Here is a 15,112-nt window from a genome sequence, read left to right as displayed (position 1 = left end):
CGTTTCAGGCCGCGCGGACCGATTCCAGGAACTGCGCGACCTCGACCTTGAGGCGGGTGCTGTCGGTCGCCAGTGACTTCGCAGCCGAAAGCACCTCGCCCGAGGCCGATCCCGTGTCGATCGCGCCGCGCTGCACGTTGGTGATGTTGGAGGAGACCTCCTGGGTGCCGAGAGCGGCCTGCTGGACGTTGCGCGAAATCTCCTGCGTCGCGGCGCCCTGCTCCTCGACAGCGGCGGCGATGGCCGAGGCCACCTCGGACAGCCGCTCGATGGTGCCGCCGATCTCCTGGATGGCGCTGACGGATTCCTGCGTCGCGGTCTGAATCCCCGCGACCTGCGCCCCGATCTCGCCGGTCGCCTTGGCGGTCTGCTCGGCCAGCGCCTTGACCTCGGATGCGACGACGGCAAAGCCGCGGCCGGCTTCGCCGGCGCGCGCCGCCTCGATGGTCGCGTTCAGCGCCAGCAGGTTGGTCTGGCCCGCGATGGTGTTGATGAGCTCGACGACGTCGCCGATGCGGGAGGCCGCCTGCGACAGCGCGTTGACGCGGTCGTTGGTCCGCGCCGCCTGCTCGACCGCTTCCGCAGCCATCCGCGCCGAATCCTGCACGCGGCGGCTGATCTCGGTGATGGAGGACGACAGCTCTTCCGAGGCGGACGCCACGGCCTGGACGTTGGTGGAGGCTTCCTCGGACGCGGCCGCAACGACGGTTGCGAGCTGCTGGCCGCGCTGCGCCGTACCGCTCAGCGTGGCCGCCGAAGCCTCGAGCTCGGTCGAGGCCGACGACACGGTCTCGACGACCTCGCCGATCATGACCTCGAAATTGCGCGTGATGGCATCGACGCGGCGGCCGCGCTCGATCTTGGCCTCGGCGTCGCGCGCGGCAGCCTCGTCGGCGGCCTTCTTGGCGATCAGCGCCTCCTTGAAGATCTGCAGCGCATCCGCCATCGAACCGATCTCGGTCTTCTCGCCACGATGCGGCACCTCGGCCGAGAGGTCGCCCTCGCCGAGAGACTGCATCGGACGGATGATGGAGGCGATGCCGCGAGAGACGTCACGCACGAGATAGTAGGCGGCGGCGATCGCGATCACGACGGCTGCAACGATGATGCCGACGAGCACGCGGAAGATGGTGGCGTAGCTGTCGGCCGCCTCCTTCGTTTCAGCTTCGGCGCCGCTGTTGTTGAGCTCGATGCTCTTCAGGAGCAGGGGATCCGCCGCCTGAGCCATCTTCGCGACCTTGGTCTGCAACAGTTCGTTGGCCTCCGTCGGAAAGCGGCCGGGAGTCTTGCGCGACAGCGCCATCGTCTCCTGAACCCCGTTCAGGTAGTCGGCCCAGGCCTTGGTCCATTGTTCATAGATCTGGCGTTCCTCCGGCAACGTAATCAGGCCTTCGTAGACCTTGCGCGTCTTCTCGATGCGCTCGCGTAGCGGGGCCATGCGCTTCTCGGCGGCGTCCTTGCCTTCAATGCTCTCCTGCATCAGGTGCAGGCGCAGGACGACGCGCAGCTCGTTGATGTCGGCGCGCATGGAGCCGAGCGCGCGCACGCTCGGCAGCCAGCTCTCCGCGATCTCGACCGTGTGGGCGTTGATGTTCTGCATGGTGCCGATCGCCGTCACGCCGACGCCGGCGAGCGAGAGAACGAGGACCGACAACACGGTCAAGAGCTTGAACACGATCGACAGTTTCGACATCACACAAATCCTAACGAAGCCTGGCAACGCACACGTCACCTGCGCCACAAGCGTCCCGATGGACGACCGCGGAGGTCAGTTCAACAATGCTGGCTGGTTCTTATCCCGTAAGATTGCGCCCATACTTGCAAACAGGCGTTAACAGGAAGCTACGTTGAATTACGGAATTCGGCAGCGCCGCCTTTATATGTTCCGCAACCATCTGTGCGGGACGGCAGCGATCGCGCAGCGCCATACCACGGCACCGCCCCGGCCGTTTCGAGCAAGGATGGCCGGCGGCTCAGGCCGCCCGCACCGTCTCCAGGAAGCGCGCGACCTCGCTCTTGAGCCGGTTGCTCTCCTGCGACAGCGACTTCGCGGCCGAATGCACCTGCGCCGAGGCGGCTCCGGTCTCGCCGGCGCCTCGCTGGACCTCGGCGATGTTCGACGAGACGGCGGAGGTCCCCTGCGCGGCGTGCTGGATGTTGCGCGAAATCTCCTGCGTGGCGGCGCCCTGCTCCTCCACCGCGGCTGCGATGGTCGACGAGATCTCCGACATCTTCGCGATGGTGTCGCCGATCTCCTTGATTGCGCCGACGGACTCTTCCGTCGCAGCCTGGATCGCGCCGATGTGCTGACCGATCTCGCCGGTCGCTTTCGCGGTCTGCTCGGCGAGCGCCTTCACTTCGGTCGCGACCACCGCAAAACCCTTGCCGGCCTCGCCCGCCCGCGCCGCCTCGATGGTTGCGTTGAGGGCCAGGAGATTGGTCTGTGCGGCGATGGTGTTGATCAGTTCGACCACGTCGCCGATGCGGGAGGCGGCTTTCGTCAGCTCGGCGACCCGCGAATTGGTACGCTGGGCCTGCTCGACGGCGACGTCGGCGACGCGTGCGGATTCCTGCACCTGACGGCCGATCTCGGTGACGGAAGAGGTCAGCTCCTCGCTCGCGGACGACACCGACTGCACGTTGGCGGACGCCTCCTCCGAGGCCGCCGCCACGGCGGTGGCAAGCCCGTTGCCGCGCTCGGCGGTGTGGGTCAGCGTGTTCGACGACGCCTCGAGTTCGGTCGCCGCCGAAGACACCGTCTCGATGATCTCGCCGACCGCGCCCTCGAACGTATCGGCGAGCCGCTGCATGTCGGCCTTGCGCTGCTGCCGGATGCGCGCATCAGCCTCGGCCTGTTCGGCGCGGAGGCGCTCCGCCTCCGCCATGTTGGTCTTGAAGACCGCGACGGCGCCTGCCATCTCGCCGATCTCGTCCTTGCGGCCGAGGCCGGGAATCACGACGGAGGTGTCGCCATTCGCCAGGCCGGTCATCGCCCGTACCATGGTGATCAGTGCGGTCGAGATCGAGCGGCCGACGAAGAAGGCCACACCTCCCACCAGCAGGATCGAGCATCCGAGCGCGACCCACATCCATAGCTTGATCGAGGCTCGCGTCGATGCTTCGGCGGCCTGCGCCGTGACATAGCGCTGCCCGACGTTCTTTTCGATATCTTCGAGGACCGGTTCGATGGTGCGGAATTCCTTGGACATGGCAGAGCCGTGCAGGGCCAGGTCCTGCGCGCCGGCTGCCCATGCCATGAAGTCAGCCTCGTACTTGGCGAGCTTCTTGCCGATGTCCGCCTTGAGCGCCGAAGGAATCGTCGGTGCCTCGACTTGCTTGGCGAACTCCGCGGCGGTCTTCTTGTGCGCCTCGAGATATTTCCCGTCCCGGCGCAGCATGAAGTCCTTCTCGTGGCGGCGCATCATGAGCATGCCGCTGGTGAGCCTGGGATCGTCGACTTCCTTGAGCTTGGTCTCGATGTCGTGGACCGCGGAGCGGAGCGAACCCGACAGGCCCAGGGTTTCGTTCAACCCAAGCTTGACCTCCGCCTTCTCGAGGGCCGCAAACTCCTTCACGTATCTTTCGAACCCGGCGCGAGCCTGCGACACCTTCCCGCCAATGTCCGCGTATCCGGCCGCACGCGTCGCATTGCCCAGGCTATCGAGGCTGCGGACGATCTCGGACGCAAGTTCGGCATGACGTTTGGTGTAGGATTGATCGCGACGGAGCTGAAAATCCTTCTCGGCGCGGCGCGCTTCGAGCAATTGCTGCGAAATCCGCTGGTTCATGTCGGACATCCTGCGCGCGTCCTCGGCAGCGTCGCGGGACGTGTCCTGGGAGAGGCTGCCGATCTGATAGATCGCGCCGAAGGCGGCGAGCCCGACGAGGCCGAACAGTCCGATCGCCATCACCTTGTGGGTGAGGCGAATGGAAATGCCACTCATGAATGTGCTCCAACGATTAAGACGCAATACGCGAAGGGCGACTCAGCGCCCGGGAAATTGCGGGCATCATGACTGCGCCGCTTTTCCGGAAGGTTAACCGTGAGTGCGGGATCGCGGCGTGGACATGCGAGCGCACAACCGCCGCACAATCACGCACGGCGGCTGCAACCAGATCTGCCGAGGAATATCGCCGTCAGGCGGCGCGTACGGTACGGAGAAACTTCTCGACCTCGAGCTTGAGCCGGTTGCTGTCGCCGGACAGCATCTGGGCGGCGGACAGCACCTGCGAGGAGGCCGAGCCGGTCTCGCTCGCGCCGTGCTGCACGTCGGTGATGTTGGACGACACCTGATGGGTGCCTGCCGCCGCCTGCTGCACGTTGCGGGAAATCTCCTGCGTCGCCGCGCCCTGCTCTTCGACGGCAGCCGCGATCGTCGAGGAGATCTCCGACAGTTTCTCGATGGTGTGACTGATGTCCTTGATCGCGCCGACGGAATGCTCGGTGGCGGTCTGGATGCTGGCAATCTGCTGGCCGATCTCGCCGGTCGCCTTCGCGGTCTGCTCGGCGAGCGCCTTGACCTCGGAGGCGACGACGGCAAAGCCGCGGCCGGCCTCGCCGGCGCGCGCGGCCTCGATGGTTGCATTGAGCGCCAGGAGATTGGTCTGACCGGCGATGGTGTTGATCAGCTCGACCACGTCGCCGATCCGCGCCGCAGCCGCGGAGAGCTCCCCGACGCGGTCGGTCGTGGTGCGGGCCTGGCTCACCGCTTCGCCCGCGACGCGAGCGGATTCCTGCACCTGGCGGCTGATCTCGGTGATCGACGACGACAGCTCTTCGGTCGCCGAGGCCACCGACTGCACGTTGGTTGACGCTTCCTCGGAGGCGGAAGCAACCATCGTGGTGAGCTGCTGGCCACGCGCCGCGGTCGATGTGAGCGTCGAGGCCGAGGCTTCCAGTTCGGTCGCCGCCGAGGACACTGTATCGACGATCTCGCCGATCGCGGCTTCGAAGCCGTCAGCAAGCTTGTGCATCTCGGCCGTGCGCTGCGCGGCCGCGATCTGATCCTGCCTGATCTTGGCCTCGGCCTCTTCGCGCGCCTTCTGTTCCGAGACGATCTTGAATTTCTCGACGGCCGCAGCGACGCCGCCGACCTCGTCCTTGCGGCCGAGCCCGGGCAGCACCACCGAGAAATCGCCGCCGGCGAGCCTGTCCATGGCCACGGTGAGTGCCCGAATGGGGCGGGCGATGGTCACGAACGACATCAGCCAGGAGCCGACGAGGACGAGCATGGCGAGTGCGCCGACCAGGATCGCAAGCTGCTCGCTCGATTTCATCTGGGCAGCGGACGCAGCATTTTTCTCGTCGGATTTGTGTCTCGCGTAATCGGCAATCTGACCGATCAGCACATCGAGCTCGCCGGCGATCGGCAGGGTCACCTCGCGTGCGATGCGAATGACGTCTTCATTGAGCTTGGCAGCACGCGCCGGCCCGTCCGTACCGCCGGCGGCCAAGGCTTCGCCGCGCACGCCCGCGATCTGCTGCGCCGCCTTTGCGTAGTTGGCGGCCAGCGATCTCAGTTTCTCCATGCGAGCGCGATTCTCGGGCTCTTGAGAAAGCTTCAGCATCTGATCGACCAGCAGGTTCGTCGATTTCTGCTGGTCGCCCAGGCTCGTGGTGGCCTTTTGAATGTCGGCCGAGCTATTGGCGAGACGAAGGTCGCGTACGGCGAGCTGCATGCCGCGAACTGTCACCTCGGCCTCAACTGCGTCGCGCGCGATCTGCTGCTGCGCAAGCGCGCTCTGGCTGCTCTCCCGGATGCTCGCATTGCCGAGCATCTGACTTGCGATCATGGCGCCGACCAGGAACACCCCGAGCGCCGAAGCGATCGCCAGCTTGGTCCCGATCCTCAAATTTCGAGCAAGGCTCAACATGGGTATATTTCCCCCGAAGGAAATGCGCAGCCGAGTCCTTGCCGGCTGCCCTTGGCGTTGATTGCGCCCTTGCCCAAAAATTGAGCGCCTCACATTCCGATTCGGTTAACCAGACCCCTCGCAGAAATACTGATCTTTACGCCAAGCGGTTGAGCGGGAGCACAATTTCTCTCGCCTTGGTTGTCAATTGCAGCTGAAGGTTGGGTTCAGGTGGCCTTGCATTCGGCGCTCTCGCCGACGAGGCTGATGCGGAAGACCGGCTTCTTGTTCTCGTCGAGCAACTCCATGCACCACTCGGCGTTCGGCTTCAGGCTGCGCGCGATGCCGCCGAGCAAATTGGCGCAGACCTCCGTCATCTCGGTCCAGGCGGCCGCGCGATCCTCGAACTCATATGGCTGGTCGGCGGCGCCGGAATAGCGACCGGTACTGATGCGGAAGAAGTACAGCGACATCGTTGAACCCTTTTATCGGGCCGCGCCCCCCGGCCGTACGCAAACTGAAGCGCGAACCGCTACCAACGCATGAAAGCCGCCGTCCGTATGACTACGGCACGGCAGCTTCATGTTCGAAGGAGGTCTTCAATGAAAAAGTGTGTGGGCGTCCCGCCGGGCCGTCTCACTGGGTCGAGCGGCGCAGCTCCAGCGGGGCCTCGTTCTTGGCGGGCTCGGACCTCACTTCGGCCTTGGCCTCAGCCTTCACCGGCTCGAGCCGGCTGCTCTCGACCCGCGGCGTCTCCACGCGCGCGGCAACCTCGGTGTTGGCCGGGCTGACCGAACCGGTGTGCTCCGGCCTGTGCAGCGAGCGCGGCCGCGCTGCAGCGCGGGCCATCAGCATCTGGTTGCCGCCCTGGTGACGGAAGTCGCAATAGGCGAAGCCCATGCCCGACACGGAGCCGCGGAAGCTGCGATCGTCGGTCTTTTCCAGGTTGAAACAGGGCTCGAACGGAATCCCCTTGATCGAGGCGCAGACATTCTGGCCGCGGATCTGGAGCGTATTGCCGGGCAGGCGGAGATGCTTGACCGGGCCCGCACCCGAGAACTGCACCGCACCAGCGGCGCCGAGATCGTCGAGGATGCGGCCTGCACCGCGGGTGCCGTCGAAACAGGTGAAGGCAAACACTTTGCCGGCGACGAAGCGGCGCGCCTCGTCGGCGTTCATGCTTCCGGCAACGGCCGGCGCAAACGTTGCTGCCGCCGTGACAGCCCCCAACACAAAACGCGCAAGCATGCTCAACTCCGAACCCAACCCCGCAGCGGGCGATGCCTTATCTCTTTACCCGCTGCTTACCATACGAACCATGGCGACATTGAAGCAGCTTGGTTGGTAAAGTCTGAACGCCATTAGACAATTTTTACCACGATACGGCCGCGCACCGCACCGGCCAGAATCTTGGCGCCCCAATCCGAAACCTCAGCAAGCGAAATTTCCTTAGTGATTTCAGCTAGTTTTGTCCGATCGAGATCGGATGCGAGGCGCTGCCAGGCGGCCTTTCTGGGCTCGATCGGACACATCACCGAATCGATGCCGAGAAGGCACACTCCGCGCAAAATAAACGGTGCCACCGAGGACGGCAGGTCCATGCCCGCCGCCAGGCCGCACGCCGCGATCGCTCCGCCATATCGCGTCATCGAGAGCAGATTGGCGAGGGTGGTCGAGCCGACGCTGTCGACGCCACCGGCCCAGCTCTCCTTGGCGAGAGGTTTGGCCGAACCGGACAGTTCGTTACGGTCGATGATTTCGGCAGCGCCCAGGTGCTTCAGATAGTCGGTCTCAGAGGCCCGGCCGGTCGAGGCGATGACGTGGTAGCCGAGCTTGGAGAGCACGGCGATCGCGACCGAGCCGACGCCGCCGGCGGCGCCGGTCACCACCACCGGGCCGCTCTTCGGCGACAGACCGTGCTTCTCCAGTGCCAGCACCGCGAGCATCGCGGTGAAGCCGGCGGTGCCGATCGCCATGGCATCGCGCGCCGAGAGCCCTTCCGGCAAGGCGACCAGCCAGTCGCCCTTCACCCGTGCCTTCTCGGCATAGGCGCCGAGATGGGTCTCGCCCATGCCCCATCCGGTGCAGACCACCTTGTCGCCGGCCTTCCATTGCGGATGCGAGGAGGCCTCGACCGTACCGGCGAAGTCGATGCCGGCGATCATCGGGAAGCGGCGGACCACCGGCGCCTTGCCGGTGAGCGCAAGGCCGTCCTTGTAGTTCAGCGTCGACCATTCGACCCGGACGGTGACCTCGCCGTCCATCAGCTCGGCTTCATCGAACTGCGTGAGCGCGGCAATTGTGCCCTTGTCCGCCTTGTCGATCCGGATCGCCTTGAATGTGGCCACGACTGAACTCCCTGACTTGTCTGTCCGGGATGTTTAGCCGATCAGGCGGGCTGCGCAACCGCCCGTGCCACGGGTTTCTCCACGATCGGAAGATTGATCAGCGCGGAGAGCACGCCGAACAGGATCGAAAGCCACCAGATCGGCGTGTAGGAACCGAATTTCTCGAACACGATGCCTCCGAGCCAGACGCCGAGGAAGCCACCGACCTGATGGCTGACGAAGGCGAAGCCGTAGAGCGTGGCAAGCCAGCGCGTGCCGAACATCAGCGCCACCAACGCTGAGGTCGGCGGCACCGTGGAGAGCCAGGTCAGGCCGGAGATCGCACCGAACGCAATCGCCGAGAACGGCGTGATCGGGAACGAGATGAAGGCGAGTGTCGCCAGCGCGCGCGTGAAGTAGATGGTCGAGAGGATGTAGCGCTTGGGCAACGAGTTCTGGAGATAGCCGACGCTGAGCGAACCCACGATGTTGAACAGGCCGATCGCCGCGATCACCCAGCCGCCGGTTTGTGCAGTGATGCCGCGATCGACCAGGAAGGCCGGCAAATGCACGGTGATGAAGGCGAGTTGGAAGCCGCAGGTGAAGAAGCCGAGCACCAACAGCACATAGGAGCGGTGGCCGAAGGCCTCCGCGAGCGCCTTTGTAATGGTCTGCTCATCGGCAGGCGCCGTATTGGCCGCGTTTGCGACACGCGGCGTCGAGAGCGCCAGCGACAGCGGGATGATCAGCAGCATCAGGAAGCCGAACACGGAGAGCGCCTGCTGCCAGCCGAAATTGTCGATCAGCGCGACGCCGATCGGCGCGAACAGGAACTGCCCGAACGAGCCTGCGGCCGTGCCGGCGCCGAGCGCAAGGCCGCGCTTCTCCGCGGGCAAGAGCTTGGTGAAGGCCGACAGCACCAGGTTGAACGAGCAGCCGGCCAGACCTAAGCCGATCATCACGCCGGCCCCCATGTTGAGCGACAGCGGCGTTGAGGAATAGCGCATCAGGAGCAGCCCGCCGGCATAGAGCAGCGCGCCGACGCACATCACCCGGAACAGGCCGAAGCGATCGGCCACGGCTCCAGCGAAGGGCTGGCCCAGACCCCACAGCAGGTTCTGCACGGCGATCGCGAGGCCAAACACGTCGCGGCCCCAGGAGAATTCGTGGCTCATCGGCTGCACGAAGAAGCCGAGCGCCGAGCGCGGACCGAAGCCGAGCATGCCGATCGCACAGCCGCACAGAATGATGATGGCCGGGGTGCGCCAGTTGGAGGAACGTGGGGCCGGAGCAAGTTCGCTCACTGATGTCGACATGGTGCTCCTCGTTTGTCATTGGCGGAGTGGCGAAGCGGCCGCCGCGAACGTGCCATTTAATGCACTTGCATGAAAATCCCAAGTCAAAAACGGTTGCATTCCACGAGGAGCTGCCGCGGGAGCCTTGCATTTCAATGTGGCCTCACCTGCCCCTCCGGACCCTGACGGAAATGTGTGCGGCTGGATCTGGCAATCCCCGGTAGAGCATGTTATGTTAGATTTGCTCATAATGAGTATATGCAGCCCGAAGACATCCGTGCTGGCCTCTCGGCCGGCATTTTCGGACCCGGTATATACTCAAATTGAGCATAATTACTCTGCAAGGGAGGCTTCGATGCCGATCGCTGGAATTTACGGCCCCGACGATTTTGCCAACCGGCCCCAGGGCCAAGTCAGCGCCTTCCCCCGGGCTGCACCCGCACGAACGGAAGTCAGGCTGCCGACGCCCTCGCTGACCTGGACGCCGGAGGTCGCCCGCGCCACCGCGCCGCTTTATGAGCGCGTGAAGCATGTCATCCCGCCGATCGAGTGGCCGCTGATGGCGCCGACGATCCTGGCGATCAACGAGCTGAAGCGCGCCCGCGGCGCGGTGATCCTCGCGCACAATTACCAGTCCCCCGAGATCTTCCACTGCGTCGCCGATATCGGCGGCGATTCGCTGCAGCTCGCCGTCGAAGCCACCAAGGTGAAGGCCGACATCATCGTCCAATGCGGCGTGCATTTCATGGCGGAGACCTCGAAACTGCTCAACCCCGACAAGACGGTGCTGATTCCCGACGCAAGCGCCGGTTGCTCGCTCGCCGCCAGCATCACCGGCGCCGACGTCCGCCTGTTGCGCGAGAGATTTCCCGGTGTGCCGGTCGTCGCTTACGTCAACACCTCGGCCGAGGTGAAGGCCGAGGTCGACATCTGCTGCACCTCCTCGAACGCGGTACAGGTGGTCGAGAGCCTTGGCGCTCCAAGCGTGATCTTCTTGCCGGATCGCTATCTCGCAACTTACGTGGCCTCGAAGACCGACGTGAAAATCATCGCCTGGAAAGGCGCCTGCGAAGTGCACGAGCGTTTCAAGGGCGAAGAGCTGCGCGCGTTCCGCGAGGCCGATCCCTCGGTGCAGATCATCGCGCATCCCGAATGTCCGCCGGACGTGCTGGCGGAAGCCGACTTCACCGGCTCGACAGCGCACATGATCAACTGGGTGCGTGAGCGGCGGCCGCGGCGGCTGGTGATGATCACGGAATGCTCGATGGCCGACAATGTGCGCGCCGAGCTGCCCGACGTCGAGATGCTGCGCCCCTGCAATCTCTGCCCGCATATGAAGCGCATCACGCTCGCCAACATCCTGGACAGCCTGCTGACGCTCCGTGAGGAGGTGACGATCGATCCCGCGCTCGCGGAGAGGGCAAGGCGATCGGTCGAGCGGATGATCAATCTGAAGAACTGAGAGCACAGCATGCAACACAAGGTCCACGACCTCATCCGCACCGACGAAATCGTCATCGTCGGTGCCGGTCTCGCCGGTCTGTTCTGCGCGCTCAAGCTTGCGCCGCGCCCGGTGACGCTGATCTGCGCCGCACCGCTCGGACAGGGCGCATCATCCGCATGGGCGCAGGGCGGCATCGCCGCCGCGGTGGCCGAGGGCGACACGCCGGAGGCGCATGCTGCCGACACGATCGCGGTCGGTGGCGGCCTGGTCGACGAGGCGGTCGCACTCGGGATCGCCCGCGAGGCGGCGCCGCGCATCCACGACCTGCTCGCCTATGGCGTGCCGTTCGATCGCGATCTCGAAGGAAAGCTTGCGGTCGGGCGGGAAGCTGCGCACTCGGCCCGGCGCATCGTGCATGTGCGCGGCGACGGGGCGGGCGCCGCGATCATTGCGGCCTTGAGCGATGCGGTGCGCCGGACGCCGTCGATCCGCGTCATCGAAGGCCTCGTCGCCGAAGCCCTCTTGACCGAGGATGGCGTCGTCTCCGGGCTTCAGTTGCGCGAAGCCGGCAATCCCGCGGCACGGCCGCTCCTGCTCGCCGCGCGCGCGGTGGTGCTTGCCACCGGCGGGATCGGACATCTCTATGCCGTCACCACCAATCCGCTCGAGGCCAGCGGCTCGGGCCTTGCCATCGCGGCCCGCGCCGGTGCCGTGATCGCCGACCCCGAATTCGTCCAGTTCCACCCGACCGCCATCATGGCCGGTGGCGATCCGGCACCGCTCGCCACCGAAGCCCTGCGCGGCGAAGGCGCGACGCTGATCAACGGCAACGGCGAGCGCTTCATGGCGGCGCGCCATCCGCTCGCCGAGCTCGCGCCACGCGACATCGTGGCCCGCGGCGTATTCGCCGAGATCGCGGCCGGGCGCGGTGCCTTCCTCGACGCACGGACGGCGCTCGGCGCGCGCTTCGCCGACAGATTCCCGACCGTGCATGCGAGCTGCATCGCCGCCGGCATCGATCCGGCGAGGCAGGCGATCCCGATCGCGCCCGCCGCGCACTACCATATGGGCGGCATTGCGGTGGACGGCCGCGGCCGCAGCTCGATCGAGGGGCTCTGGGCCGGCGGCGAGGTGTCGTCGACCGGCGCGCACGGCGCCAACCGGCTAGCCTCGAATTCGCTGCTGGAGGCGGTGGTCTATGCCGCGCGCATCGCCGACGACATCGCCGGCCGTATTCTTCCCTCCCCCGCCCGGCTTCCCGAGGCATTGGTGACACCGCGCGGCGGCGCGCCGGATGCCGCGGCCGTGCGGCGGTTGCGGGCGACGATGAGCTCCTGCGTCGGCGTGATGCGCGACGACGACGGCCTGGCGAAAGCCGTGCACCACTTCGCCGCGCTCGAACGCGAGGCGACGAGCACCACGCTGCACAACATGGCGACATCGGCCCTGCTTGTCGCCGCCTCGGCGTGGAGCCGGCGCGAAAGCCGCGGCGCGCATTTCCGCATCGATCAGCCGACGGAGGTACCCGCGCTGGCGCAGCGAACGAGGACCACCCTCGCCGCGGTGCGCGAGGCCGCCGGGAGCCTGAGCGAGCGGCCAGTCCCGCGCCGCGCCCAATCCCTGACTGCCTGAAGGAAGCCCCGATGACCCCGACCTCACTGCTCTATCCCGATGCCTTCCTCTCGCCGCTCGCAATCGACGCGGCCGTGCAGCGCGCGCTCGACGAGGACCTCGGCCGCGCCGGCGACATCACCTCGCTTGCGACGATCCCGGAAGCGACCAGAGCCGAGGCGGTCCTGGTCGCGCGCCAGTCCGGCGTGATCGCCGGCCTGCCGCTCGCGCTGGCGACGCTGCAAAAGCTCTCGGCCGATATCGAGGTGCGCGCCCATGTCCGCGACGCCGCACGCGTCGCCCGCGGACAGCAGGTGCTGACGATCTCGGGCCCCGCGCGCGCCATCCTCACCGCGGAGCGAACCGCGCTGAACTTCGTCGGCCGCCTGTCGGGCGTTGCGACGCTGACGGCGGATTATGTCGCGCGCACCGAAGGCACGAAGATGCGCATCTGCTGCACGCGCAAGACCACGCCGGGGCTGAGGGCGCTGGAGAAATACGCGGTGCGCTGCGGCGGCGGCTTCAACCACCGCTTCGGTCTCGACGATGCGATCCTGATCAAGGACAACCACATCGCGGTCGCCGGCGGCATCCGTCCGGTGCTGGAGCGCGCCCGCGCCCATGCCGGCCATCTCGTCAAGATCGAGATCGAGGTCGATACGTTGTCGCAATTGCGGGAGGTGCTCAACAGCGGGCTGGCCGACGCCGTGCTGCTCGACAACATGGATCTTGCGACGCTGCGGGAGGCGGTGCGGATCAACGAGGGCCGCCTCGAGCTGGAGGCGTCCGGCGGGGTCACGCGCGAGTCGATCGCCGCCATTGCCGCGACCGGCGTTGATTACGCCTCGGCCGGCGCACTGACGCATTCCGCGCCGAACTTCGACTGCGCGCTGGATATCGAGATGTGAGGTGGTCTTCTCCCTCTCCCCGTTCTTTGTTCAGACCGGGGAGAGGTAAAGGACAGTCACCTCCGCTCGCTCGCACCCATCTCGGCGGAGCTCTTGGCTTCCTGGGCGAGCTCGGCGGAGAGCGCGGCGGTCTGGGCCGGCGTGCCCCAGCTCGGCTCTTCGCTGCCGTCGCCCCAGGCGCGCGGGCGGTAGAAGGTGTGCACGCCGGTCTTGTACATCTTCTTCATCTCGGCGACCCAGGACGGACGCACCCAATAGGCATGATAGTGCGTGGACTTACCGACCTCGGGCAGCCAGATCTGGCCGTCGAGCATGGCCTTGGCGATCTTCTTGGCGCGCTCCCACATCTCGGGCTCGCGGATCACGTCGGTATTGTTGTCGCAGGCGAAGGTGAACTGGCAGGCGAGATGACGATGCTTGTTCTGATAGACCGCGCCGCACACCGTGTCCGGATACTTGCCGGAGAACACGCGGTTCATCACGACTTGCGCGACGGCCATCTGGCCGCGGACCGCCTCGCCGCGGGCTTCGAAATAGACCGCTTCGGCAAGGCACTTTTCGGACTTGGAGCGCGACTTGTCGTCGAGCGCGAGCCGTTCCGCCGGCGACCTCGTGCGCTGATTGTCGGCATTGACCTCGCCCTTCGGCGCAACGCTCTCGCCGCTCTCGATGCCCTTGGCGATCTCCACCGTCGGCGGCGTCAGCGAGGCCGTCGCCTTCATGTCGGGATCGGGCACCACGATCAGCGGCTCGGCGCCGGGCTGCCAGCTCTCGATGCTCTCCAGATTGCCGCCGAGCGAGGAGCTGCCGAAGAACAGGCTGGAGGTCTTGACGCTGAAGGGATCGCGCACCGGCGTCGTCGGCGCGGTGGTCCGCTTGAGCGCCTCGAGCGGTGCGGTCGCGAGCGCGCGCGCGGCGTCGCTGGCCTGCGGCGCGTTGGTGTATTGCGGCAGCGGCGGCGCGCGCAGCGCTTCCTGGAGCTCGGGGTCGAGCGCGGCCGCGAATTCCGGCGACATCGGCAGTGGCAGGGCGGCGGTCTTGGCGCCGAACACCGAGCTGTTCGAGGTCGCGGGATCTTCCTGCGCCGGTGCCGCAGCGGGCGCGGCCGTCTCTGGAGCCTGGCCCGGTGTAACGATTGCGAGGCGATCACCCTTCATGGAGCGATCGACCTTGGGAAAGTCGGATGCCTGATAGCGCGGCACCGTCTGCAGCGCCGGATTGCGGCGGATCGCGCCGGTGACGTCGCGGCCGTCGAGGCTCGCGAGGCGCACCATCGCGCTCTGCGGAACCGAGGTGCCGATGGGGCGAGAAAAACTGTAGGTGGCGAGCTGGATCGAGGACGCCGCGGAGAACACCTGCTTCTGCCAACGCTCGGCGACGCCCGGTTGGCGCGCCAGCAAGGAGGCAATGTCCTGATAGCCGGTCTCTCTCGGCATCAATGCGAAGATGCAGAGACCGATGCCGAAGGACGCGAACCGCGCGCCCTTCGGATGGTTACGCAACACTGACATCAACACGCTCACGCTACGCTTACGCCAGACAAACCGAACCGCAGTACATCCGTGCAATTCGATCTTTATCGTAAGTATCCAATTTAGGTTGCCGGGGCGTTAATCGGCGTTGCGCGTGCAGCACACTCAAGCGAACACAGGTGTTTTCACGGAGCGATGCTGC

The 15,112-nt window shown here is 66.1% G+C and carries 11 protein-coding genes; 3 read left to right on the top strand and 8 right to left on the bottom strand.

What is annotated here, in order from left to right; genetic code table 11:
- Positions 1–4 precede the first annotated feature (4 nt).
- The 7 genes from DCM80_RS19915 to DCM80_RS19885 all read right to left on the bottom strand — a co-directional run bounded on the left by DCM80_RS19915 (position 5) and on the right by DCM80_RS19885 (position 9,496).
- The gene (locus DCM80_RS19915; RefSeq protein WP_257193253.1) at positions 5–1,693 is read right to left on the bottom strand and encodes a methyl-accepting chemotaxis protein; all 1,689 of its coding nucleotides are present in this window, start codon (positions 1,691–1,693) and stop codon (positions 5–7) included.
- A 280-nt stretch (positions 1,694–1,973) separates the two neighbouring features.
- The gene (locus tag DCM80_RS19910) at positions 1,974–3,944 is read right to left on the bottom strand and encodes a methyl-accepting chemotaxis protein (RefSeq protein WP_257193252.1); all 1,971 of its coding nucleotides are present in this window, start codon (positions 3,942–3,944) and stop codon (positions 1,974–1,976) included.
- Between the two features lie 193 nt (positions 3,945–4,137).
- Positions 4,138–5,874: a methyl-accepting chemotaxis protein gene (locus DCM80_RS19905; protein ID WP_257193251.1), complete on the bottom strand. Its 1,737-nt coding sequence runs from the start codon at positions 5,872–5,874 to the stop codon at positions 4,138–4,140.
- A 206-nt stretch (positions 5,875–6,080) separates the two neighbouring features.
- Complete coding sequence (locus DCM80_RS19900; protein ID WP_257193250.1) at positions 6,081–6,326, bottom strand: hypothetical protein; 246 nt, start codon at positions 6,324–6,326, stop codon at positions 6,081–6,083.
- A 163-nt stretch (positions 6,327–6,489) separates the two neighbouring features.
- Positions 6,490–7,101, bottom strand: coding sequence for a hypothetical protein (locus DCM80_RS19895; RefSeq protein WP_028134917.1), 612 nt, complete (start codon positions 7,099–7,101; stop codon positions 6,490–6,492).
- Between the two features lie 113 nt (positions 7,102–7,214).
- Positions 7,215–8,201, bottom strand: coding sequence for an MDR family oxidoreductase (locus DCM80_RS19890; protein ID WP_257193249.1), 987 nt, complete (start codon positions 8,199–8,201; stop codon positions 7,215–7,217).
- Between the two features lie 41 nt (positions 8,202–8,242).
- Positions 8,243–9,496: an MFS transporter gene (locus tag DCM80_RS19885; protein WP_257193248.1), complete on the bottom strand. Its 1,254-nt coding sequence runs from the start codon at positions 9,494–9,496 to the stop codon at positions 8,243–8,245.
- A 334-nt stretch (positions 9,497–9,830) separates the two neighbouring features.
- Here DCM80_RS19885 and nadA point away from each other — a divergent pair, with 334 nt between their 5' ends.
- The 3 genes from nadA to nadC are packed head-to-tail and all read left to right on the top strand — an operon-like array spanning position 9,831 to position 13,438.
- Positions 9,831–10,937, top strand: a complete 1,107-nt coding sequence (gene nadA, locus DCM80_RS19880; RefSeq protein WP_257193247.1) for a quinolinate synthase NadA — start codon at positions 9,831–9,833, stop codon at positions 10,935–10,937.
- 9 nt (positions 10,938–10,946) lie between these two features.
- Entirely contained in the window at positions 10,947–12,551 is a 1,605-nt protein-coding gene (locus tag DCM80_RS19875) for an L-aspartate oxidase (RefSeq protein ID WP_257193246.1), read from the top strand.
- Between the two features lie 11 nt (positions 12,552–12,562).
- Entirely contained in the window at positions 12,563–13,438 is an 876-nt protein-coding gene (nadC, locus tag DCM80_RS19870) for a carboxylating nicotinate-nucleotide diphosphorylase (protein WP_257193245.1), read from the top strand.
- A gap of 56 nt (positions 13,439–13,494) precedes the next feature.
- Here the strand turns inward: nadC and DCM80_RS19865 are convergent, their stop codons facing one another.
- Entirely contained in the window at positions 13,495–14,949 is a 1,455-nt protein-coding gene (locus tag DCM80_RS19865; RefSeq protein ID WP_257193243.1) for a cell wall hydrolase, read from the bottom strand.
- Positions 14,950–15,112 lie beyond the last annotated feature (163 nt).

It is taken from the genome of Bradyrhizobium sp. WBOS08 (genome assembly GCF_024585125.1).
GTDB lineage: Bacteria > Pseudomonadota > Alphaproteobacteria > Rhizobiales > Xanthobacteraceae > Bradyrhizobium > Bradyrhizobium japonicum_B.
This window is presented reverse-complemented; position numbering and strand designations above follow the sequence as displayed.